19 protein-coding genes and 1 tRNA gene are annotated in these 20,277 nt (G+C 66.6%); 12 read left to right on the plus strand and 8 right to left on the minus strand.

Annotated elements, in window-relative coordinates; translation table 11 throughout:
* Positions 1-37 precede the first annotated feature (37 nt).
* Genes F3S47_RS17600 through F3S47_RS17615 form a run of 4 tightly spaced genes read left to right on the plus strand, consistent with a single transcriptional unit; the run spans position 38 to position 2,919 of the window.
* Complete coding sequence (locus F3S47_RS17600; protein ID WP_150446622.1) at positions 38-895, plus strand: helix-turn-helix domain-containing protein; 858 nt, start codon at positions 38-40, stop codon at positions 893-895.
* A 57-nt stretch (positions 896-952) separates the two neighbouring features.
* Positions 953-1,504, plus strand: a complete 552-nt coding sequence (locus tag F3S47_RS17605) for a tetratricopeptide repeat protein (protein WP_150446623.1) — start codon at positions 953-955, stop codon at positions 1,502-1,504.
* A gap of 60 nt (positions 1,505-1,564) precedes the next feature.
* Positions 1,565-2,422 carry a tetratricopeptide repeat protein gene (locus F3S47_RS17610; RefSeq protein WP_150446624.1) on the plus strand — a complete coding sequence of 286 codons (858 nt, stop codon included), beginning with the start codon at positions 1,565-1,567 and terminating at the stop codon, positions 2,420-2,422.
* Between the two features lie 5 nt (positions 2,423-2,427).
* Entirely contained in the window at positions 2,428-2,919 is a 492-nt protein-coding gene (locus F3S47_RS17615) for a prepilin peptidase (RefSeq protein ID WP_150446625.1), read from the plus strand.
* On the opposite strand, the gene F3S47_RS17620 is transcribed toward F3S47_RS17615, so the two are convergent.
* On the minus strand, positions 2,916-4,631 hold the full coding sequence (locus F3S47_RS17620) for a glycosyltransferase family 87 protein (RefSeq protein ID WP_150446626.1): 1,716 nt from the start codon (positions 4,629-4,631) through the stop codon (positions 2,916-2,918). The two genes, F3S47_RS17615 and F3S47_RS17620, sit on opposite strands and share 4 nt — an antisense overlap.
* Before the next feature lie 149 nt (positions 4,632-4,780).
* Between F3S47_RS17620 and F3S47_RS17625 the strand changes: the two genes are divergently transcribed.
* Positions 4,781-6,094, plus strand: a complete 1,314-nt coding sequence (locus tag F3S47_RS17625) for a P-loop NTPase family protein (protein WP_150446627.1) — start codon at positions 4,781-4,783, stop codon at positions 6,092-6,094.
* Here the strand turns inward: F3S47_RS17625 and F3S47_RS17630 are convergent.
* The 4 genes from F3S47_RS17630 to rlmB all read right to left on the minus strand — a co-directional run bounded on the left by F3S47_RS17630 (position 6,091) and on the right by rlmB (position 8,338).
* Positions 6,091-6,507: a CoA-binding protein gene (locus F3S47_RS17630; protein ID WP_150446628.1), complete on the minus strand. Its 417-nt coding sequence runs from the start codon at positions 6,505-6,507 to the stop codon at positions 6,091-6,093. The two genes, F3S47_RS17625 and F3S47_RS17630, sit on opposite strands and share 4 nt — an antisense overlap.
* 162 nt (positions 6,508-6,669) lie before the next feature.
* Entirely contained in the window at positions 6,670-7,116 is a 447-nt protein-coding gene (locus tag F3S47_RS17635; RefSeq protein ID WP_150446629.1) for a YHS domain-containing (seleno)protein, read from the minus strand.
* Between the two features lie 122 nt (positions 7,117-7,238).
* Entirely contained in the window at positions 7,239-7,553 is a 315-nt protein-coding gene (locus F3S47_RS17640) for a hypothetical protein (RefSeq protein WP_150446630.1), read from the minus strand.
* 8 nt (positions 7,554-7,561) lie between these two features.
* Positions 7,562-8,338, minus strand: a complete 777-nt coding sequence (rlmB, locus tag F3S47_RS17645) for a 23S rRNA (guanosine(2251)-2'-O)-methyltransferase RlmB (protein ID WP_150446631.1) — start codon at positions 8,336-8,338, stop codon at positions 7,562-7,564.
* 110 nt (positions 8,339-8,448) lie between these two features.
* Here rlmB and F3S47_RS17650 point away from each other — a divergent pair.
* Positions 8,449-8,532 (plus strand) — tRNA-Tyr (locus F3S47_RS17650).
* A 108-nt stretch (positions 8,533-8,640) separates the two neighbouring features.
* Here F3S47_RS17650 and F3S47_RS17655 read toward each other — a convergent pair.
* The 3 genes from F3S47_RS17655 to F3S47_RS17665 all read right to left on the minus strand — a co-directional run bounded on the left by F3S47_RS17655 (position 8,641) and on the right by F3S47_RS17665 (position 12,863).
* Positions 8,641-10,695, minus strand: a complete 2,055-nt coding sequence (locus tag F3S47_RS17655; protein ID WP_150446632.1) for a CocE/NonD family hydrolase — start codon at positions 10,693-10,695, stop codon at positions 8,641-8,643.
* A 17-nt stretch (positions 10,696-10,712) separates the two neighbouring features.
* Positions 10,713-11,981 (minus strand): ATP-grasp domain-containing protein, encoded by a 1,269-nt coding sequence (locus F3S47_RS17660; RefSeq protein WP_150446633.1) that lies wholly within the window; start codon positions 11,979-11,981, stop codon positions 10,713-10,715.
* A 99-nt stretch (positions 11,982-12,080) separates the two neighbouring features.
* Complete coding sequence (locus tag F3S47_RS17665) at positions 12,081-12,863, minus strand: FadR/GntR family transcriptional regulator (RefSeq protein ID WP_223877872.1); 783 nt, start codon at positions 12,861-12,863, stop codon at positions 12,081-12,083.
* Positions 12,864-13,070: 207 nt separating this feature from the next.
* On the opposite strand from F3S47_RS17665, the gene F3S47_RS17670 reads away from it, so the two are divergent.
* The 6 genes from F3S47_RS17670 to F3S47_RS17695 all read left to right on the plus strand — a co-directional run bounded on the left by F3S47_RS17670 (position 13,071) and on the right by F3S47_RS17695 (position 20,271).
* Positions 13,071-13,868, plus strand: coding sequence for a 1-deoxy-D-xylulose-5-phosphate synthase N-terminal domain-containing protein (locus tag F3S47_RS17670; protein WP_150446634.1), 798 nt, complete (start codon positions 13,071-13,073; stop codon positions 13,866-13,868).
* The gene (locus F3S47_RS17675; protein ID WP_150446635.1) at positions 13,861-14,865 is read left to right on the plus strand and encodes a transketolase family protein; all 1,005 of its coding nucleotides are present in this window, start codon (positions 13,861-13,863) and stop codon (positions 14,863-14,865) included. The genes F3S47_RS17670 and F3S47_RS17675 overlap by 8 nt, the downstream gene beginning before the upstream one ends.
* 35 nt (positions 14,866-14,900) lie before the next feature.
* A complete protein-coding gene (locus F3S47_RS17680) occupies positions 14,901-15,803 on the plus strand; it encodes an NAD(P)-dependent oxidoreductase (protein WP_150446636.1) in 903 nt (300 codons plus the stop codon).
* A 43-nt stretch (positions 15,804-15,846) separates the two neighbouring features.
* Positions 15,847-16,710 (plus strand): enoyl-CoA hydratase/isomerase family protein, encoded by an 864-nt coding sequence (locus tag F3S47_RS17685; RefSeq protein ID WP_150446637.1) that lies wholly within the window; start codon positions 15,847-15,849, stop codon positions 16,708-16,710.
* A 433-nt stretch (positions 16,711-17,143) separates the two neighbouring features.
* A complete protein-coding gene (locus tag F3S47_RS17690) occupies positions 17,144-18,232 on the plus strand; it encodes a C4-dicarboxylate TRAP transporter substrate-binding protein (protein ID WP_150446638.1) in 1,089 nt (362 codons plus the stop codon).
* 83 nt (positions 18,233-18,315) lie between these two features.
* Positions 18,316-20,271: a TRAP transporter large permease subunit gene (locus F3S47_RS17695; RefSeq protein ID WP_150446639.1), complete on the plus strand. Its 1,956-nt coding sequence runs from the start codon at positions 18,316-18,318 to the stop codon at positions 20,269-20,271.
* Positions 20,272-20,277: the final 6 nt, after the last annotated feature.

The raw sequence follows: 20,277 nt of genomic DNA on the forward strand, positions 1-20,277 counted from the left end.
GTCCACAAAAGGCCTCAGAAGTGATAATATCCGCTTAATGGTGACAATTATCGACAAACGAGAGAGATCCGCGCTCTTCCGGGATCGCCTCGCGGAGGCGATGGCGGAGCGGCGGGTCAGCCAGGCGCACCTTGCGCGGGAGGCGGGCGTGGACCGCTCGACGGTCAGCCAGCTCCTGAAGCCCGGGGCGAGATTGCCAAACGCCCATGTCGCCGCCCAGTGCGCGGCGATCCTCGGGGTCTCGACCGACTGGCTGCTCGGGCTGTCCCACCGCCCCGAGCGGGCGGCGGATCTCGCGGCGCTGGCCATGTCCATGACCAAGGCGCCCCGGGCGCTCGTGGACGAACAGATCTTCGCCTGGCACCGGGAGGCGGAGGGCTACAAGATCCGCCATGTCCCCGCCGGGCTGCCCGACATGCTGAAGACGACCGAGATGCTGCATTGGGAATACGAGGCCGCGCTCGGGCGCACCGCGCAGCAGGCCATCGGTGCGTCCGAGGACCGGTTGAACTGGATGCGTGCGGCCCAGTCCGACTACGAGATCTGCCTGCCCGAGCACGAGATCCGCGCCTTCGTCGCCGGCACGGGCTACTACGCCGGCATCCCGAGAGAGGTCCGGGCCGCGCAGCTCGAGCACATGTCCGCTCTCGTCGACCAGCTCTTCCCGTCGATGCGTCTCTTCCTCTTCGACGCGCGCCGGCTCTTCTCGGCCCCGGTCACCGTCTTCGGCCCCCTTCTGGCGGTGATCTACATCGGGTCGAACTACCTGGTCTTCCGCGACACGGAGCGCGTGCGCACGATGACGCGCCACTTCGACAAGCTGGTGCGCGAGGCCGATATCGCCGACCGCGCCCTGCCCGGCTACCTCGAGAGCCTGAAGTCGGAACTAGTCTGAGCCTTGCACGCGACCCGGGCTGCGGTCAGAGTCCCGCCGAGGTCATTTCGGGCAGACATGCGCTTCGCTCTCTTCATCGCCGGTCTCGTCGCGCTCTCCGCCTGCGGAGGCTCGGGCGAGGCGGATCGTGTCTATGCCCCCGGACTCGCGCAGCGGGGCGACACCGAGGATCAACTCGTTGTCGGGCACCGGCTGATGGCCGCCGGGCAATACGAGCTGGCCCTCGATGCCTTCACGCGCGCGGCGGGCGACCAGGGGTTCAACGCCGACACGCTCTCGGCGCTGGGCTCGGCCAACCTGCGGCTCGGGCGGCTGAACCAGGCCGAGGACCTCCTGCGCCGTGCAGTCGAGGAAGAGCCCGACTTCGCCGAGGCCTGGAACAACCTGGGCGTGATCCTCATGGAGCAGGGTCAGACCGGAGAGGCCGCCCAGATCTTCCGTCGCGCCTTTGCAACGTCGAACGGCGAATCGCTCGTGATTCGCGACAACCTCCGTTTGGCGCTCGCAAAACTTGACGACCCCGGCTACAGTGACTCCGAGGACACAAGTGACTTCAGGCTGGTGCAGCGCGGCGGCGGACAGTTCCTTCTGACGCGCGAAGACCCCTGACCCGGCGCAAAGACCGGGCTTCCGGACCGAAGCACGTCGAGCAGTCAGAGGTGCAGGTACATGCGTCAGACCAAGTGTTTCGTGGCCCTCGTCGTGGGCGTCGTCGGGCTGTCGGCCTGCGAGCGTTCGGGCGAGGCCGAGGTCAATCGAGCCATCCAGGATCTCAACGTCGTCGACGAGACGAACCTGAACGACGTGATGCTGACCGTCGGCGATCCCGGCGAGGCGGTGAACTACTTCACCCGCGCAGTCGAGAACGATCCGGGCCGGATCGACCTGCAACGTGGGCTGGCAAAGTCGCTGGTCCGCGCGGACCGTCCGCAGGAGGCCAGCGCCGCATGGGAGCGCGTGCTCTCGACACCTGGCGCCGGGGACGAGGACCGGGTGGACTACGCGGACGCCCTCATCCGCTCGAACCGGTGGGAAGACGCGGAAAGCGTCCTCGACGGCATTCCGCCCACGCACGAGACCTATCGCCGCTACCGGCTGGAGGCCATGGTCGCCGACAGCAACGAGGAGTGGCAGGACGCCGACACCTTCTACGACATCGCCGCCGGCCTGACGACGACCCCGGCGGGCGTGCTGAACAACTGGGGCTACTCCAAGCTGACGCGTGGCGACGCCGCCGGGGCCGAACGGCTCTTCCTCGAGGCCATTCGCAACGATCGCACGATGTTCACCGCCAAGAACAACCTGATGCTGGCCCGCGGCGCGCAGCGGAATTACGACCTGCCGGTCGTTCCGATGAGCCAGACCGAACGGGCGCAGCTGCTTCACACGCTGGGTCTCACGGCCATCAAGCAGAACGACGTCGCCATCGGGCGCGGCCTTTTGCAGGAGGCGATCGACACCCATCCGCAGCACTTCGAGGAAGCCGTCCGCTCCCTGCGTGCCCTCGAAGCGAACGTCGCGAACTGAGAGAGATGACCGCCGAGGCGACCGCCGCCGCGTGGTTCGCGCCCGTTGTCGTGCCGATTTGCCTCTATGTCGCCTTCACCGACATGAAGCAGATGCGGATCACGAACCAGGCCGTCGCGGCGCTCGTCGTCGTCTATGCGCTCGGGGGCGCCCTGCTCTTTCCCCTGTCGGAGTATCTCTGGCGCTGGCTGCACCTGGTGGTGGTCCTGGTGATCGGGGCGCTGCTGAACGCCCGGGGAGCGCTCGGTGCGGGCGACGCCAAGTTCCTAGCGGCGGGCGCGCCCTTCGTCGCGCTCTCGGATGTCGCAGAGGTCTTCTACCTGCTCGCGGCCTGCGGACTGGCCGGGTTCGCCGCCCACCGCCTGGCACGCGCCACTGCCCTGCGGCGGCTCGCACCCGAATGGGAAAGCTGGGATTCCGGCAAGCGCTTTCCGATGGGGCTGCCGCTCGGCGCGGCGCTCTCGGCCTACCTGATCATCATCGCGAGCGGCGGTTAGCCGTCCTCGTCGGCCCCGCGCGGTACATCTGCCTCCGCAGAGTTTTCAGCCGCGTCGCCGGGCGCTGGCGGGACGGGAGCCTCTTCCCCCTCGCCGATGCGGTAGAGCGTGTAGAGCGCCGTGCGGCGGACCTCGGTGAGCTCTTCGGTGTCGCGCTCCATGATCTCGGAAAGGATGATGGACTGGACCCGCGGCGTCAGCGGACAGGTCAGGATCAGCAGGAACTCCGAGGCGTCGAAGCCCGAGAGCCGCCCGTAGTACCAGGGCGCCGCGCCGGGCACCGGCTCCAGGTCGCCGTAGAGCCAGAGCGGCGAGAGCAGGTCCGCCCCGAAGATGCGCGTTCCCTCGTAGCCCGCCTCCTCGAGGTCCCGGACGACGGCCTCGAGCACCGCCACGAGACCGTTCTCCAGGGCGCAGTGGGCCCGCGTCTCGCCGAGGAAGCCGATGGGATCCTCCCGCTGCTCCTCGTCGCGGAGGGCCGGAAGCCCCAGCTCGGGGGCGTCGAGCGGCACCACGAGGTCCGTTCTCCGCGACCGGACGCTGGAGATGAGAATGTCCTCGTGCCGGCCCGCGCCCGGGATCAGCGGCAGGTCTTCCTCTGTGTCTGCGGCGAGATGCTTGATCGGCGAGAAGGCGAGATTGGCGATGTTGGGCGCCGCAAGCGCGAGGGCCACCGCCGCCGTGCCCCCGAGGGCGGCCCGATGCGTGAGGCCGACCATGTTCCGCCCCTCGGTTGCCTTGGGCAGGTAGGCCAGAAGCAGGACGGCCAGCAGCATCAGCCACTGGGGATCGTTCCCGAAGTTCTGGAAGGCGACGTAGACGAAACCGGGCGCGAGCAGCAGCAGCACGAGGCCCTCGGCCTCAGCCCCGGCCTGCCGGAGAAAGACGACGGAGGCAATGAGAGCGAATGAGGCGCCCAGGTAGAGCGGCGCGGTGAGCACGCCTTCGATCGGCAGTCCCGGCTGCGGCCTGATCTCCGAGGCGGCCACGGTGCGGAGATCCTCGATATATGCGGCCCAGTAGCCGGGCCCCAGGAGCACCGTCACGAGTAGCGCAACCGCCAGCCCGGTAGCCAACGCGATCCAGAGCACCCGCCTCTGCCCGGTGCGGAGCAGTGCGATGATGACCGGGATCGAGAAGGCCCCGAAGTAGGTCACCTTGATCAGCGCAAGCGCCGCCATGCTGAGGCCGATGACGAGCCCGTCGACCGTCGCCGTCCCGCGGTCGAGCGGCGCGATGACCGAGGCCACGACGACGATGAAGGTCAGCGCCCAACCCCAGCGGTTGTAGTGCATAGAGGGTGAGATCGCCTGGTCCGTGCCGCCGTGCACCAGCGCCAGCAGCAGGAATAGGACGGAGGCGACGAAGAGCAGCGCCGCGCCGCGCGGCAGCCGCGTGACCGCGACCCACCAGATCGCCGGCGCGAGCACGAGGGCCACGATCACCTGGCTCCATAGAAAGGCCTGCCCGAGGCCGAAGCCAGCCTGGACGAGCCAGGCGATGGGCCAGAAGGCCAATCCGCCGATGGGGGTCATCACGTCGACATGCGGCACCTGCCCCTCCGCGAGCCGCAGGACGATGTCGGCGAGGTGCAGAGCGTCCCCTTCGTGCAAGGTGATGGCAAAGTGATCGGGCAGCAGCGACGCTCCGCCGAAGACGGCGATGATGAGGAGGATCAGGCCTCCGAGCTGGATCGCATTGGGTCGCAACATGCCCGCCTCTTGAATGTCTTTATCCATTTTTTGGTCACATTAGTCAGCCACTCAAACCGGAGCAAAGGCTCCGGGTCAGCCGGCCGGTCTGCGGTCGCGCGGCTGGCATCCGGGCCACAGAAAGAGAGCAGGAACGGGGGCCGACAGCGATGAACATTCAAGCCGCCACGGTCATGGAGCCGGCGCCGCCGAAGACGCTGGAAGGCATGCAGATCCCGCTGGTGATGATGCGGGACATTCTGCTCAAGACCATGTTCCGCAAGACACTGAGCCAGGTCCGGGCGCTCTCCGAGGCCGTCTGCCTGCCACCCGCCGTCACGCAGGAACTGGTCGACATGGGCCGCAGCCAGGGCCTCATCGAGGCGATGGGCACGCTCAAGGCGACGGCCGTGAACAACGAGATGGACTACCAGCTCACCGAGAGCGGCAAGGCCCGTGCGCTCGATGCGCTCAAGCAGTCCGAGTATTTCGGCGCGATGCCCGTCCCGCTGGAGGTCTACCGCACGCAGGTGGAGCGGCAGTCGATCCGCAACATCCAGATGACGCGGGAGCGTCTGGCACAGGCGATGGGTCATCTCATCCTGCCGCCGCAGCTCATGGATCAGCTCGGCCCCGCCGTGGGCTCGGGTCGCTCGATCCTGATGTACGGCCCCCCCGGCAACGGTAAGTCTTCGATTTCCAACGGCATCCGCGACGCGCTCGGCGACAAGATCTTCGTGCCGCGCGCCATCGAGTACTCGGGCCAGGTGATCACGGTCTACGACCCGATCGTCCATACCTCCGCCGAGCAGGACCTCGACGACCCGAACTCGCTCCGCCGCACTTCGGGCCGCTACGACACGCGCTACGTCAAGTGTGAACGTCCGACCGTCATCACCGGGGGCGAGCTGTCGCTGTCGATGCTCGACCTCGTCTACAACCCGACGGCGCGGACCTACCAGGCGCCGCTGCAGCTCAAGTCCACCGGCGGCGTCTTCATCGTCGACGACCTCGGCCGCCAGGCCGAACCGCCGCAGTCGCTGGTCAACCGCTGGATCGTCCCGCTGGAAGAGAGCAAGGACATCCTCGCCCTCCAGTCAGGAGAGAAGTTCGAGGTGCCCTTCGACACGCTCGTGATTTTCTCCACCAACTTCCACCCGAACGAGATCTTCGACAAGGCGGCGCTGCGGCGGATCTTCTTCAAGATCAAGATCGACGGCCCGAGCCAGGAGGACTTCCTCAAGATCTTCGCGCTCATCGCCAAGAAAAAGAAGATGCCGCTGGATGAGAAAGCGCTGCTGCACCTGCTCAACAACAAGTACCCGCAGATCGACCACAACTACGCGAACTACCAGCCGGTCTTCCTCATCGACCAGATGATCTCGATCTGCGAGTTCGAGGGCATCCCCTACCAGATGACACCGGAACTGGTGGACCGCGCCTGGGCCAACATGTTCGTCCGCGAAGAGGCCATCGCCCACTAGAAGAGGCGGGCGATCTCGATCTTGGGACAGCGGTCCTGAATCACCGTGACGCCGCGGTCCTCGGCCCGTTGCGCGGCAGCATCGTCGCGCACGCCGAGCTGAGTCCAGATGACGGGCAGGTCCGGCCAGCGCTCGAGCGCATCGTCGACGATTCCGGAGACCGCCTCGGACCGGCGGAAGACGTCGACCATGTCCACCTGGCCAGGAATTTCGCCGAGAGAGCCGTAAACGGTCTCTCCGAGGAGTTCCTGCCCGGCCAAGCCCGGGTTCACCGGGATCACCCGGTAGCCGCGGTGCTGCAGGTAGGCCGAGACCCCGTGAGACGGCCGGATCGGCTTGGCAGAGGCGCCGACGACGGCAATGGTCTTCACGCGGGTCAGCACGTTGCGAATGAGTTCGTCCGAATATTCCATGGTGCCCACAAAAAAGCGCCCTAGGCGAAAAGCCAAGGGCGCAGGTCTGGAACGAGGGACAGTGAAAGACACGCGCTTGTTCCGTGTCGCGTATCTAGAGGGCAGATATGGGTGACGCAGGGACTCCCTGACAGATCCTGTCAAGCGCTTGTGAATGCGGCGTCAGCCGACGAGGCCGGGCCAGTTCATGTCGGCCTGGGCGATGTTGCCCTCGACGTCCCGAAGCCAACGGTCGCGTATGCGCAGCGAGGCGTTGAGATAGAGCCTGCCGTCGTGGACCGTCCAGGCCTCCGGGACGGTCGGCGCAAGGTAGCCCTGCGCAGCCGCCCAGGCGCAGTAACCGCCGTAGGCGGGCGCCCAGCGCTCTGGTTCGCGCTCGAAGGCGGCCCGGTTGTCCGCGCTGGAGAAGGCCCAGGTCGCGCCCTTCCACATCAGCATGTCGGCCCCTCCCGAGACGGGGGCGGATTGCTGGAAGTAGGCGACGGGATCGATCCCGCGGATGGCCTGACCGGAAACAGAGAAGATCTCCGGCTCGGCGGCAATGAGCCGTGTCGCCGGCAGAAGCGCCGGCGCGGCAAGGGCGAGGGTCAGAAGGCGGCGACGATCCATGGCGGAGCTCCGGGTATGGTCTGCCCGAAGGATGGGGACCCGCCTGCCCCTGCGGAAGGGGCAATCGGCGCGCCGCACGCGGGTCTGATATATGTTTCAGACGCGCCGCCGCGCCGGGCGTCCTAGTCGAAGATGTCCTCGACGAAGTCCCATAGCTCGCCCAGCGCCTTGCGCTTGAACGATTTCTTCTTCTTTTTCTTCGACTTCCGGCCGCGCCAGGCGTCGTGGGACTGGCCGGATCCCCAGTGCTGGTCCGGATGCGCGGGCCGGACCGGCTTGGGGCTCTTCGCCGACCTGGTCGCGTCCGCCCTGAGCCGTTTCATGTCGTGCAGCGGTGCCCCGCAGTTCGCGCAGGACAGCTCGTGCCGGCTCTGGCCGCGCAGCACGAGTGCCGTGCGCGAGCCGCAATAGCAGCAGGTCGCGATCTTCTCGTCCATGTCCCCTCCTAGCCTCTGGAGGCATATAGGGAGACGGCCGCCGCGTTGGAGACGTTGAGAGAGGCGAAGTCGCTTTCGGGGCCGATCCGCACCAGCATGTCGCAGGTCTCGCGCGTCTTTTCCCGTAGTCCCGGCCCCTCGGCCCCGAGGACCAGGGCGACGGCCCGGTCTCGGTGCTCCGACAATGCGGGGCCGATCTCGTCCTCCGCCTCGCCGGCAAGGCCCGCCAGGACGTAGCCCATGCCGCGCAGGGTCTCCATGGCGGCGGCGAGGTTGGGCACCCTCAGGTAGGGCTGCCGCTCCAGCGCGCCGCTGGCTGTCTTGGCAAGGGCCCCCGTCTCGGGAGCGGAGTGTCGCTGCACGCCGATCACGGCGCGCGCGCCGAAGACCTCGGCGGACCGAAGGACGGCGCCCACGTTGTGCGGATCGCTGACCCGGTCGAGCAGGACGACACGGGGCGCGCCCCAGCCGCCGTCGGCGCAGACTTCCTCGACGGAGCCCCAGTCGAGCGGCTTCACCTCCAGCGCGGCGCCCTGGTGGACGGAACCGGGATCGAGCGGCGCGGCGAACTTGCGCGGATCGCTGATTTCCGGCGTCATGCCGGCCGCCTCGACGTCAGCGCGGAGCTTGTCGTGGGCGTTCTTGGTCAGCACGAGGCGCAGGCGCTCGCGCCGCGGGTTCTGCAGCGCGTCGCGGACCGCATGCAGCCCGAAGAGCCAGACGGTCTCCCGCGCGGCGGCACGCTTCTTGCGTTCCTTGTCGACGACCCAGGTCGGTTTCTTCATGGCAACGGCCCTCCGGCAGCCCTCATGGGCGACTGCGGCGGCGGGCGCAAGACAGATGGGAAAATCGCCTTGACGCCTCTTTCACCCGCAGCTATCCCGCGCCCAATTCAGGGCGACGAGCTGCAAGGTGCGGCAGCGGACTGTAACTCCGCCGGGGAGACCCATGCCAGGTTCGATTCCTGGGTCGCCCACCACTCCCCCCCGCGATGAGACGTCACCACCTGCCGGCAGTTCCGCGGGCGGTTTTCGCTTTTGGACAAGTGGCTTGGGCCGGGATCCTCATGTCCCCCGGCCCTCTCGGTTCAGACGCAGTGGCGCTTGATCCTGCGGTGCCAGTTCCGGCTGAAGACCCGGGTCTTGCCCTCCCATGCGTCGAGCTCGGCACGGAGGACGAAATACTCCTTGTCCGAGGTCAGGAGCATCCGTGTCTGCGTGATGCAATCCCAGTCGCCTCGCTTGACCGTTCGTTCCGTCCGGGTCTGCGCCCGCAGCGAGTTGTAGTCGTCGGAGGCGGCCGAGTAGGATTCCACCGTGCTGTCGGCATGCTCCAGATCGGCGTCCTCCATGTAGACCGTACCGCTGTCGTCGGTCACCGTCAGCGTATGGGTGTCCCGCGCGAGGTCGTAGAGCACCGTCCAGTTGTGGTCGCCCATCTCCAGCTGCGTCACCTCGTGAGGCGGCGCCGTCTCGACCTCGGCGAAGCTGATCTCGTCGTCCGCTGGATCGGCCGGACGCACCGGCAGTGAGAGGCGGCAGTTGCCCGTGAAGACCTTCAGCTTGAAGTGTTCGGGCGCGGGCCAGGTCATCGGGAAGTAGCTCGTCGAGATCGCCACCCGGATCCGGTGCCCTGCCGCGAACTTCTGCGCGATGTCGTTGAGCTTGATCTTCGCCCGGCGGCGCTCGCCCGGCACGATCGGTTCGGGGTGCTCGTGCCCCCCGTCGTGGCAGAGGTTGCGCACCCCGTAGGTGATCCGCGTCGCGCGGTCGTCCTCGTCGACGTCCGACAGCCGGATGGCGATCATGGCGACGGGCTTGTCGACCTCGTACTCGATCTCGAGTTCGGCGGCGCCCAGGATCTCGATGTCCTCCTGCAGACGGTCGCTGTCGAAGACGAGTGCCCCGCCGTCCTCCTGCCGCTGGTCGTGCGGCAGATCCGGCGTCGCGGAGTAGGAGCACCACTTGCCGGCGAAGAGACCGGTAGAGAGCGGCGACTTGATGGAGATGAAGGGCTGCTCGTTGAGGTTGGCCGAGGCATCCGGTCCGTCGGCCTGCGCCTGCTCCTCGGTCAGCAGGCGACCGCCGGCCGCGAGACGCCAATGGCTCGCCTCAACGCGCGGCGAGGGCCATTCCGCCTCGCCCACCCAGCGACCGGGCCGGTGTTCGTAGCTCGGCGTGGGCGCGACGCTGTCCTGCATCCAGGCGCGCAGCATCGGTTCGCGCTCGACGCCCGTATCGATGTCCTTGAGCCAACGATCCCACCAGCGCAGACATTCCTGCAGGAACCCGATGGCGGGCCCGGGCACGCCGATGTGGGGGTAGCGATGGCTCCAGGGCCCCACGAGGCCCATCCGCGGCCCCGGAAGGTTCTTCAACAGGCGAAAGACCGAGTTGGAATAGCCGTCCGCCCAGCCCGAGACGGCCATGATCGGCGTGGTGACCTTGGACCAGTCCTCGCAGATCGAGCCGTGCTTCCAGTAATCGTCGCGATGCTGGTGCTCCATCCAGGTCAGCAGCCAGGGCTCGTTGGCCTCCAGCCGCTCCATCCACATGTCGCGCCAGCGATCTCCGACATAGGCCGGGTCCGGCGGCATGGCATTGTAGGCGAACATCTGTTCCGCCCAGGAAATGTTATCCCCGAGCATGCAGCCGCCCATGTAGTGGACGTCGTCCGCGTACCGGTCGTCGGTGGAGCAGACGGTGACGACGGCTCCCAGCTCCGGAGGGCGCATGGCGGCGAGCTGCAGGCCGTTGAAGCCGCCCCAGGAGATGCCGATCATGCCGACCTTGCCCGAACACCACTCCTGCGCGGCGAGCCACTGGAGAATCTCGACGCCGTCGTCGAGCTCCTGTTGCGTGTATTCGTCGGGCAGGATCCCCTCGCTGTCGCCGCTTCCGCGGATGTCCACGCGCACCGAGGCGTAGCCGTGACCCGCGAAATAGGGATGCATCAGCGAATCCCGCTGCGCGGTCCGGTCGTTCTTGCGGTAGGGAATGTATTCCAGCACCGCCGGAACGGGCCGTTGCTCCGATCCCTGCGGCCGCCAGATCCGCGCCGCAAGACGGGTGCCGTCCTTCAGCGGAATCTCGACGTGGCGCGCCTCCTCGATGGGATGCGGGAACTCTTCGCGGATGCTCATGGGATCACTCCCCCGGGTCAGTCGATTTCGTAGGGAAGGACTTCCTTCGCTCGCTCGTACTTCTTCAGCAGCTCCGTCTCGTCCTTCGCCCCGATGAAGAGGTCGGCCAGCTCGTAGCTGTAGCTCTCCTGCTCGGGCAGCTCGCTCAGACGGTCGCCTTCAGAGACGTTGGAGTCCACCACGATATCCGGCATTTCTTCGTGCAGGCGCTGACAATCCTCCTTGTGCGGGATGCGACGCACCACGCCGTCTTCCTGAACGCGCACGAAATGCTTGGCGGCGATGTCGAATTTGCCCCCCCGGCGACGCCATTGCGGCGTCTCGCCCAGAGCCAGCTCGACGGCGATGGTCTGGTGCGGCTGCCCGTCCACCTTGTCGAAGAGATGGGAGTGCGACTGCGACAGGCGGGAGTTCATCTCGAGCACGTTCAGCGTGTCGGTCTCGGGATCATGGAAGAACTCCATGTTGAAGGGGCAATTGTCGTAACCGATCTGGCGGATGATCTTGGCCGCCATCTCGTTCATCCGCCTGGAGACCTCGTCGTCGACCGACGCGGGGTACTGGTAGCGGTTGAAGGTGTGGCCGTTCTCCTCGCGGATCGAGGCGACGGTGCCGTAGACGACCGTCTCGTTCTCGTGGACGTAGCCCTCGATCGTGTACTGGTCCCCCTGCGAGATCATCTCTTCGGCCATGCAGAGCGTCGGGCCGCCCTCGACCAACTCCTGCGGCAGGTCGGTATGCTTCAGGGGATAGTCGAAGGGCTGGGTCAGCTCGCCGATGTCGCGGCGTATTTCCTCCAGCGCGGCCTCGAAGTCCTCGGCGCTCGTGATCTCGAAGCCCAGCATGGAGGAGTGTCCGACCACGGGTTTCACCCAGAAGGGGTAGTCCAGCGTGATCTGCTTCAGGGGATCGTCGGCGAAGGGATCGAACGAGCAGAACCCGGGCGTATCCAGCACCTTCGCCTGCTCCTGCCGGAACCAGTACTTGTGCTCGCACTTCATGACCGCTTCGACGCTGGCATATGGAAAGCCCATACGCTTGGCGAGGAACGGCGCGATGACGGACGAGGGGAAGTCCCAGTAGGTCATGACGCCGGTGGCGCCGCTCTCGCGGACCCGACGCTCTGCGAGGTCGAGCCGGTCCTCAAAGGGGAACCCGCTCTCCTCGATGATGGTCTCTTCGCGGTAGAGGCCGGGCACGAAGTCGACGTGCTCCCGCTTGCCCACGGTGTCGGCAAGGTAATCCGACGTGAAATCGTTATATCCTATGACAGCGATTTTGGTCATGCAGCTTTCCGGTGGTTGCGATACCCCGAAAACCCGCCGCCTCCGCTGCTGTTCCTGACGATCTGTGTCGGATGACACCTGCCGGCCAAAGACCTTGCGTCAAGCAGGCCGGCTGGCGCTCAGGTGCTGGGCCATGACGTAGTGGTGGTGAAGCACGGCGATGCGCGCCGCCTCTTCGTCGCGCGCCTTGAGGGCGGTGACGATGGGCTGGTGGATCGCCGTCACCGCGGCGGCCTCCGTCTTGCGCAGCCAGCGCGGGACCGTGCCCTCGTCCATCCAGCTCTTGTACTCGTACTCGATAAGCGTCGTGTGCACGCTCTCGAAGATCGAGGTGAGGTAGGGATTGTGCGCCGCCCGCACGATCGCCGAGTGGAAATGGGTGTCGGCGCTCATCCAGGCGGAGACGTTCCCGGTGCTGTCGTTGAGGCGTTCGAGGGACTCCTCGACCTCGGCGATCTCCGCCTCGGTGCCCCGCTCGATCGCCTGCACGATGCCCATGGTCTCGAGCCAGAGGCGCAGGTCGTTCAGGTGCTGGACGGACTCCAGATCGAGGTCGAGCATCAGGTGGACGGAGGCCGCGAGGCTCTCCTGCGGACGTCGGGTGACATAGGTCCCCGAGCCGCGCCGCGATTCGACCAGCCCCTTCACCACGAGGATGCGGATCGCCTGCCTGAGCGTCGGCCTGCTGGTCGAGAGAATGCCTGCGAGGTCCCGCTCTGACGGAAGCCGCGCACCTTCGCTCAGGTCCTGCGAAATGATGAAGCTCTGGATCTGCGTCGCGACGTCTTCGGCGGTCTGCGGAACACGCGGGAGATCCTCCGCCTGTGAGCCGCTCATCGTGTTCCAGAGACTGTCTTCCCCGACCTGTTTGGTTCGGACCATTTGTGTCGGTTCCTAGCACTTCGCGACGGGCCATCTGGGTATAGTGGTCAGGGGAATCATGTCAACGACCGCCTTCCCCCTCGCGCTTGGTTGGTTGGGAAAAGCGGCAATGTTGGCCCGCGCGGCCTTGCTCGAAGCGGATTGACAGGCCGGAAACCGGTGGCTACGAAAGCTTAAGTGGATAATCCACTTATGGGAGGAGATAGGATGATCCCGAATACGGATCTCGGCGGCTTGGCCGACCGTCTGCGCCTGCGCGCCGCCAAGATGATCGCGCCGCACGGCTTCGGCTACCTGGGCCAGGTGCTGTCCTCGGCGGAGCTCTTCGCGGCCCTCTATGGCCGCCACTACCGCCCCGGCCAGGACGCCATCGTCGTTTCTCCCGGCCATTACATCATCGCCGCCTACGCCGCGGCCGCCGAGATCGGCGTGCTCGACGAGAAGTTGCTCGAGACCTACGGCTTCGACGATTCCGACCTCGAGGCCATCGGCACCGAGCGGTCCCCCGCCGTCGACCTCACCGGCGGTTCGCTGAGCCAGGGCCTCTCCGGGGCCGTGGGCTTCGCCCTCTCCGACAAGATGGCGGGCAAGGACGATGTCCTCACCTTCGCCCTCTGCAGCGACGGCGAACTCGAGGAGGGCCAGCTCTGGGAAGCGGCGCTCTTCGCCGGGCACAACAAGCTCAGGAACCTCGTCGTCCTGCTCGACGCCAACGACAGCCAGGTCGACGGGCCGGTCTCGGAGATCACCACGATCGAGCCCATCGCGGCGAAGTGGGAAAGCTTCGGCTGGGATGCCTACGACGTGGACGGCCACGATGCCGCCGCCGTGGACGAGGCGCTTGGCAAGGCCATCGCCTCGGACAAACCCGCCGTGGTCATCGGGCGCACCTCGACGGTGCACGGCCTAAAGGCCCTGCCCGAAGGCGCTGACGGCCATTTCATCAAACTGCCGCGAGAGCTGGCCGACGCGGCGATCGCCGAGCTGGAGGCCCGCGTTGCTTAAACCGCCCTACAAGACCGTTCTGAAGCCCTACGGCCAGGCCCTTGTCGACCTCGCGCGCGACAGGACAGAGATCGTCTGCATCACCGGCGACCTGACCCGCCAGTGCGAGATCGACCTCTTCCAGGAGACCTTTCCCGACCGGTTCATCCACGCGGGCATGGCCGAGGCCAACATGGTCAGCATGGCGGGCGCGCTCGCCCGGCGGGGACATATCCCCTTCGTGCATACCTTCGGTGTCTTCGCCACGCGGCGGCCGCTGGACCAGATCGTCAACTCGGTCGCCTACCCGAACCTTCCCGTGCGGCTCGTCGGCTTCATGCCGGGCGTCTCCAGCCCCGGCGGCCCCAGTCACCAGGCGATCGAGGACGTTGCGCTGATGCGCGCCCTGCCCAACATGACCGTCATCGACGTGGCCGACGCGACCGAGATCCGGAAGGCCCTGCCCTCAATCGTCGACATTCCCGGCCCGGTCTACCTGCGCCTCAAGCGCGGCGAGATCCCGGTTATCTTCGAGGAGGACCACCAGTTCTCGCTGAAGAAGGCCCAGCGCCTGACCGAGGGCGAGGATGTCGCGATCATCGCCAACGGGATGATGCTCTCCTCCGCCCTTTCCGCCGCAGAGATCCTCAAGGGCGAAGGGCTGGGCGTGACCGTGGTGAACGTGCCGGTCATCAAGCCGCTCGACACCGAGACCGTCCTGGGCGCCGTGCGCGGCACCAAGGCCGTCGTCACCGCCGAGAACCACACGATCATCGGCGGGCTCGGATCAGCGGTGGCCGAGACCATGGCCGAGGCCGGGCTCGGACGCCCCCTGCGCCGCATCGGCCTGCAGGACACCTTCGCAGAGGGCTCGCGCACCGCACCGCACCTCTTCCGCAAGTACGGGCTCAGCACGCAGGACATCCTGACCGCCGCCTGGTCGGCGCTCGGTCGCAGCGGACCGGCCCCGGAGGCCCCCGCGGTTGAAACCTCCGAAGGCGAATACGCACCGGTCTGAAACCGGACCCACACGAACAAGGGAACACCGAACTCATGGCGAACGAACTGGCAATCGGCTGGCTGGGCACGGGCCGCATGGGCGCGGCGATGTCGCGCCGGCTCATCGACGCGGGCCACGACGTCACCGTCTGGAACCGCACGCGCTCCAAGACCGACGACCTCGCCGCGGCCGGCGCCAAGGTGGCCGACACCAAGGTCGACCTGGCCGAGGCCGTCGACGTGGTCTTCATCATGGTCTCCCGCCCCTCGGATCTCGAAGAGGTCATCGCGGGCGACGGCGGCCTGCTGAGTGCCGGGAGCCTGCCGAAGGTTATCGTGGACTGCTCCTCGGTCAGCCCGGAGGTCTCCGCCGAGGTCCGCAAGATGGTCACCGACCGGGGCGTGGCCTTCCTCGCCTCGCCCATCAGCGGCAACCCGCATGTCGTGGCGGAGGGCCAGTCGATCCTCATGGCCTCCGGCGACAAGTCGACCTACGACCTCGTCGCGCCGCTGCTCAACACGATCTCCAAGACCTCGGTCTACGTCGGCGACGGCGAACAGGCCCGGATCGTGAAGATCTGCCACAACCTCTACCTCGGCATGCTGGTGCAGGGCCTGAGCGAGGTGACGGTGCTCGCCGAGAAGTCCGGCGTGCCGCGCTCGGCCTTCCTCGAATTCCTCAACAACACGGTGCTCGCTACCGACTGGGTGCGCAAGCGGACGCCCGACATGCTGGCGCTCGACTGGACGCCCACCTTCACGACCGAGCTGCTGCGCAAGGACTTCGACCTCGGGCTGGCCGTCGCGCGCGACCAGGAGGTGCCCATGCCCATGGGCGCCGGAGTCATGCAGCTGATCCAGGCCGCCATCATGCGGGGCCACCGCGACGACGACTTCCTGTCGCTCTTCGCAGAACAGGCCGACTCCGCCGGAATGAAACTCGAAGCCGAGAAATAAGACCGTCCAAGACGAGACGACCGCCACAGGAAGGAAAAGAGCGATGTCTTTGCAGAAATTCGTCCCGACGCCCGAGTTCGAGGAGTACAAGGAGGCGTTCAAGGACTTCTTCCGCCTCACCCGCCGCGACGACGGTGTGATCCTCGTCGAAGCGCACACGCTCGGTGGCCCGATCCAGCTGTCGGTGGAAAACCACCGCGCCCTCGGCCAGATGCTGAAGGTGATCGGCGCCGACCCGAAGAACGAGATCATGATCCTCACCGGCTCGGGCGAAGAGTTCATGATGGACTCCGACCCCGAGGGCTTCGCCCTTGAAGAGGAGGACATGGAGTACTGGGCCTACGAGTACGCCTACAAGGACGGGCGCATCAACGTGAGCTCGCTCATCAACGACCTCGAGATCCCGACCATCGGCCTGATGAACGGCCCGGGCTTCCACTCCGAGATCGTGCTGATGTGCGACATCACGCTCTGCGCCGACGACGCGACGATCTTCGACTTGCACTACGACATCGGCTCGGTCCCCGCCGACGGCATCCACAACTGCTTCCAGGAGCTCCTGGGCGTCAAGCGCGCCGCCTATGCCCTGCTGACGGGCGAGGCGATCACGCCGGAGAAGGCGCTGGAGTGGGGCATGGTCAACGAGGTCATGCCGCGCGACCAGCTGATCGAGCGGGCCTACAAGATCGCAGACCACATCATGACCCAGCCGCGCACCACGCGCCGCCTCACCACGCAGATCGTGCGTCGGCCCTGGAAGCAGCGGATCGTCAACGACCTCGATGGCGGCTTCGGCATCCAGATGTTCGGCCATGTCGCCAAGAAGAAGGCGATCCACACGCGCACCGGGATCTCGGGCGTGGTCGACTACGTCCGCAAGGGCAAGCCCAACAACTTCGACGACTAAGGGCTGCCGGTGCACGCCTCCCTGCCCTCCTCCCCGGATAAGGCAGCCCCCTGCCCGGGGCGCCTCGGTCCCTCCCTGCGGCCATCGCATGCCGCAGGGAGGCCGGGGGCCCGGGCGGCAAGGCGGAGCATTGGATTATCCAATATGATGGCCGGCCCTCCCGGAAAGACCGGGTATGGAGGCCGCTTCACGGGTCGGAGCACCCCGAAAAAGGCTCACGCAGAAATGCGGAAGAAGCGCAAATCCCGCGTTGAAAACTCTTCTGCAAACGGTTTCACTGACGTAACATCCGGCCATTGGCGCACCGTCCGCGCCCGTGGCGACGAGATTCGGCACAGGTCCGGAGGCCGCTTCACGGCGGATAATCCGGTTTCTGGATAGCCGAGACGCGCTCAGGAGGAGCAAGCGCACACTTCGGTCAAGGGAGGACCACATGACCCTAACTCGCAGAACCGCCCTCAAGGGGATGCTGTCGACCGCTGCCGTTCCGATCATTTCGGGCGGTCCGGCCTTCGGCCAGTCGAACACCATCCGGCTCACGATCTCGGCCAGCCACCCGCTCTCGATCGCCTGGGTGGAGCCGCTCAAGACGGTGATCGTCGACCGCTCCAACCAGATGCTGGAAGAGCGTGGCTCGGACAGCCGCATCGAGTGGACCGAGGCCTTCGCCGGCACGCTCTACAACTTCAACGAGACGCTCGAGTCGGTCTCGACGCAGCTGACGGACATGGGCTGGATCGGCTCTCTCTTCGAGCCCTCGGGCCTGCCGCTGCAGAACATCATGTATTCGACGCCGTTTGCCACGCAGACCGTGGACCAGGCGATCAACACGATGAACCAGCTCAACGCCAACCAGCCGGCGATGAAGCAGGAATGGGACCGCCACAACGTGACCTTCTTCGGGTCCTGCGTGTCGGACGGCTACAGCCTCTTCACCAAGGAGCCGATCGAGCAGCTCTCAGATCTCGAGGGCATGAAGATCCTCGGCGGCGCCACCATCGCGCCCTGGGTCGAGCCCCTCGGCGCCTCGCTCGTCGCGACCGGCATCCCGAGCATGTACAGCCAGGTGCAGACCGGCGTCGGCGACGGCGTCATCCTCATCGGCACCGGCGCCTACCCGCTCAAGCTGCACGAGGTGGCGCCCTACGTCACCCGCGTCGGAACGGGCCCGCTGACCTTCGGCGGCTTCGGGGTGAACACCGACACCTACAACTCGCTGCCCGAGGACGTGCAGGAGGTGCTGGCGGAACTCGGCGCCGAGTACTCGACCGAGAACGCCCGGATCATCACCGAGCTGGAAGAGAAGATCTGGCCCGCCTTCGAGGAAGAGGGCGCCACGGTCACCGACATGCCCGAAGAGCAGAAGGTCGAGTGGGTGAACCGGATGCCCGACCTCGGCCAGGCCTTCGTGGACTCGCTCGAGCCGCAGGGCATCCCGGCCCGCGAGATCATGATCGCCTTCATGGAGACGGTGCGCGAACAGGGCGCCGAGCCCCTGCGCGACTGGTCGGAAAACCTCTGATCTCGAACGACCCGGAGCGTGTCCCTGCCCTGCGGCGGGGACACGCTTGCTTCTGACGCCTTCTACCGTGGACGCATGCCCCCATGACAAACGGCTCCGACAACCTCGCGGCTTCCGACCAGCACGGCTTCTGGCACAGCGCCGACCGAGGTCTGTCATGGGTCTCGTTCGTCCTCACCGCGGCCGGCTCGATCGCCATCGTCGGCTTCATGGTGCTGATCGTCGCCGACGTCCTGCTCCGAAAATTCTTCTCGATGCCGCTCAACGGCGTCTCCGAATTCGTGGCCTATGCCATCGTCGCCTGCATCTTCTGCCAGCTGGGGGCGACGATCCGTCAGGGCCGCATGATCAACGCCGACTTCCTGATGGGCACCTGGGAGGAAACCCGCCCGCTGCTCGCCGAAGGGGCGAAGATGATCTTCTACCTCATCGGCTTCCTGCTGATGATCCGCATCGTGATCTGGCTGGGGGAGGACGCCCTCACCTCCTACGAGCGCGGAGAATACTCAGGCGCCGTCGGAGCGTTCCAGCTGTCGCTCTGGCCCTTCAAGCTCGTCACCGCCATCGGGGCCTTCGTCGCGACCATCGAAACGGGGCGCGTCGCCGTGCTGAACGGGGCGCGGATGCTGCACGAGTTGCGCGGGCCCGACCGGGTCGCCAACGGCCTGCTCGGCTTCCTGCTGCTCTGCCTGGCGGTCGTCGTCTTCGCCCTGGTGCTGGTCTACGGCGACCTCAGCCCGGTCCAGCTCGGGATCCTCGCCTTCATCGGCCTCTTCACCAGCGTCGCGCTCGGCATGCCCGTGGCCTTCGCGCTGATCGTGATGTCCTTCTTCGCGATCTGGGCGCTGCGCTTCAATCTCAACATCGCCGACAACGCGCTCGGCATCGCGGCCTCGAGCACCGTGCGCTCCTTCGAGTTCGGGGTGGTGCCGCTCTTCGTCATGATGGGCCTGATCCTCGACCGCGCCGACGTCGGCCGCGACGCCTTCCGCGTGGCGGTGGTGCTGCTGCACAGGGTCCGTGGCGGATTGCCGAACGCCACCGTCGCGGCGAATGCCGTCTTCGCCGCGATCACCGGCTCCTCCATCGCATCGGCGGCGGTCTTCAGCCGGATCGCCGTGCCGCCCATGGTCGAGTCGGGCTACACGCGCCGCTTCGCCGTGGGCGTGGTCGCTGGCTCCTCGGTGCTCGGGATGCTGATCCCGCCGAGCCTGCTGCTCATCATCTACGGTCTCGTGGCCGAGACCTCGATCGGCGCGCTCTTCCTCGCGGCGGTCGTGCCAGGGCTGGGGCTCGCGCTCTGCTTCGGGTTGCTGAACACCTTCCTGGTCACGGCCACGCCGGGCTTCACCGGCCGTCCGCAGCCCACGGCCGAGGCCGAGTCCATGACCGGCCGGGAGATGCTGCAGAGCCTCGCGCCAATCGCCTTCCTGATCTTCCTGGTGATGGGCGGCATCTACGGCGGCTTCTTCAGCCCGACCGAAGCCGGGGCCATCGGCGCCGCGGGCGCCTACCTCATCGCGGCCCTGCGCCGCCGCCTCAACTGGGAGACGGTGAAGGGCGTCGTGCTCGAGACCGGCTACATCACCGCCGGCATCCTCTTCCTCATCATCGCGGCGAGCCTCTATTCGCGGATGCTGGCGCTCTCCTCGATCCCCAACGAGATGACCCAGTTCATCAGCTCGATGAACCTCTCGCTGATCGGCTTCTGCCTCGCCTACATCCTGCTGGTGATGATGCTGGGCATGATCCTCGACTCCGTGTCGATCCTGCTCATCGTCGTGCCGATCGCCATCCCGGTCGTCACGGCCTTCGGCGGCAACCCGGTCTGGTTCGGCGTGCTCACGATCATCGCCGTCGAGATCGGCCTGCTGACGCCACCCTTCGGCTTGTCGGTCTTCGTCGTGAAGGGCTCCCTGCCCGAGAAGTTCGCCACGCTCGGGGAAATCTTCACCGGCGTGGGGCCCTACGTCATCACCATGCTCCTCTTCACCGTGCTTCTCGTCTTCGTTCCCGAGATCGCACTGGTGCTCTTCTGAAAGGTG

The organism is Histidinibacterium aquaticum, assembly GCF_008710275.1.
GTDB lineage: Bacteria > Pseudomonadota > Alphaproteobacteria > Rhodobacterales > Rhodobacteraceae > Oceanicola > Oceanicola aquaticus.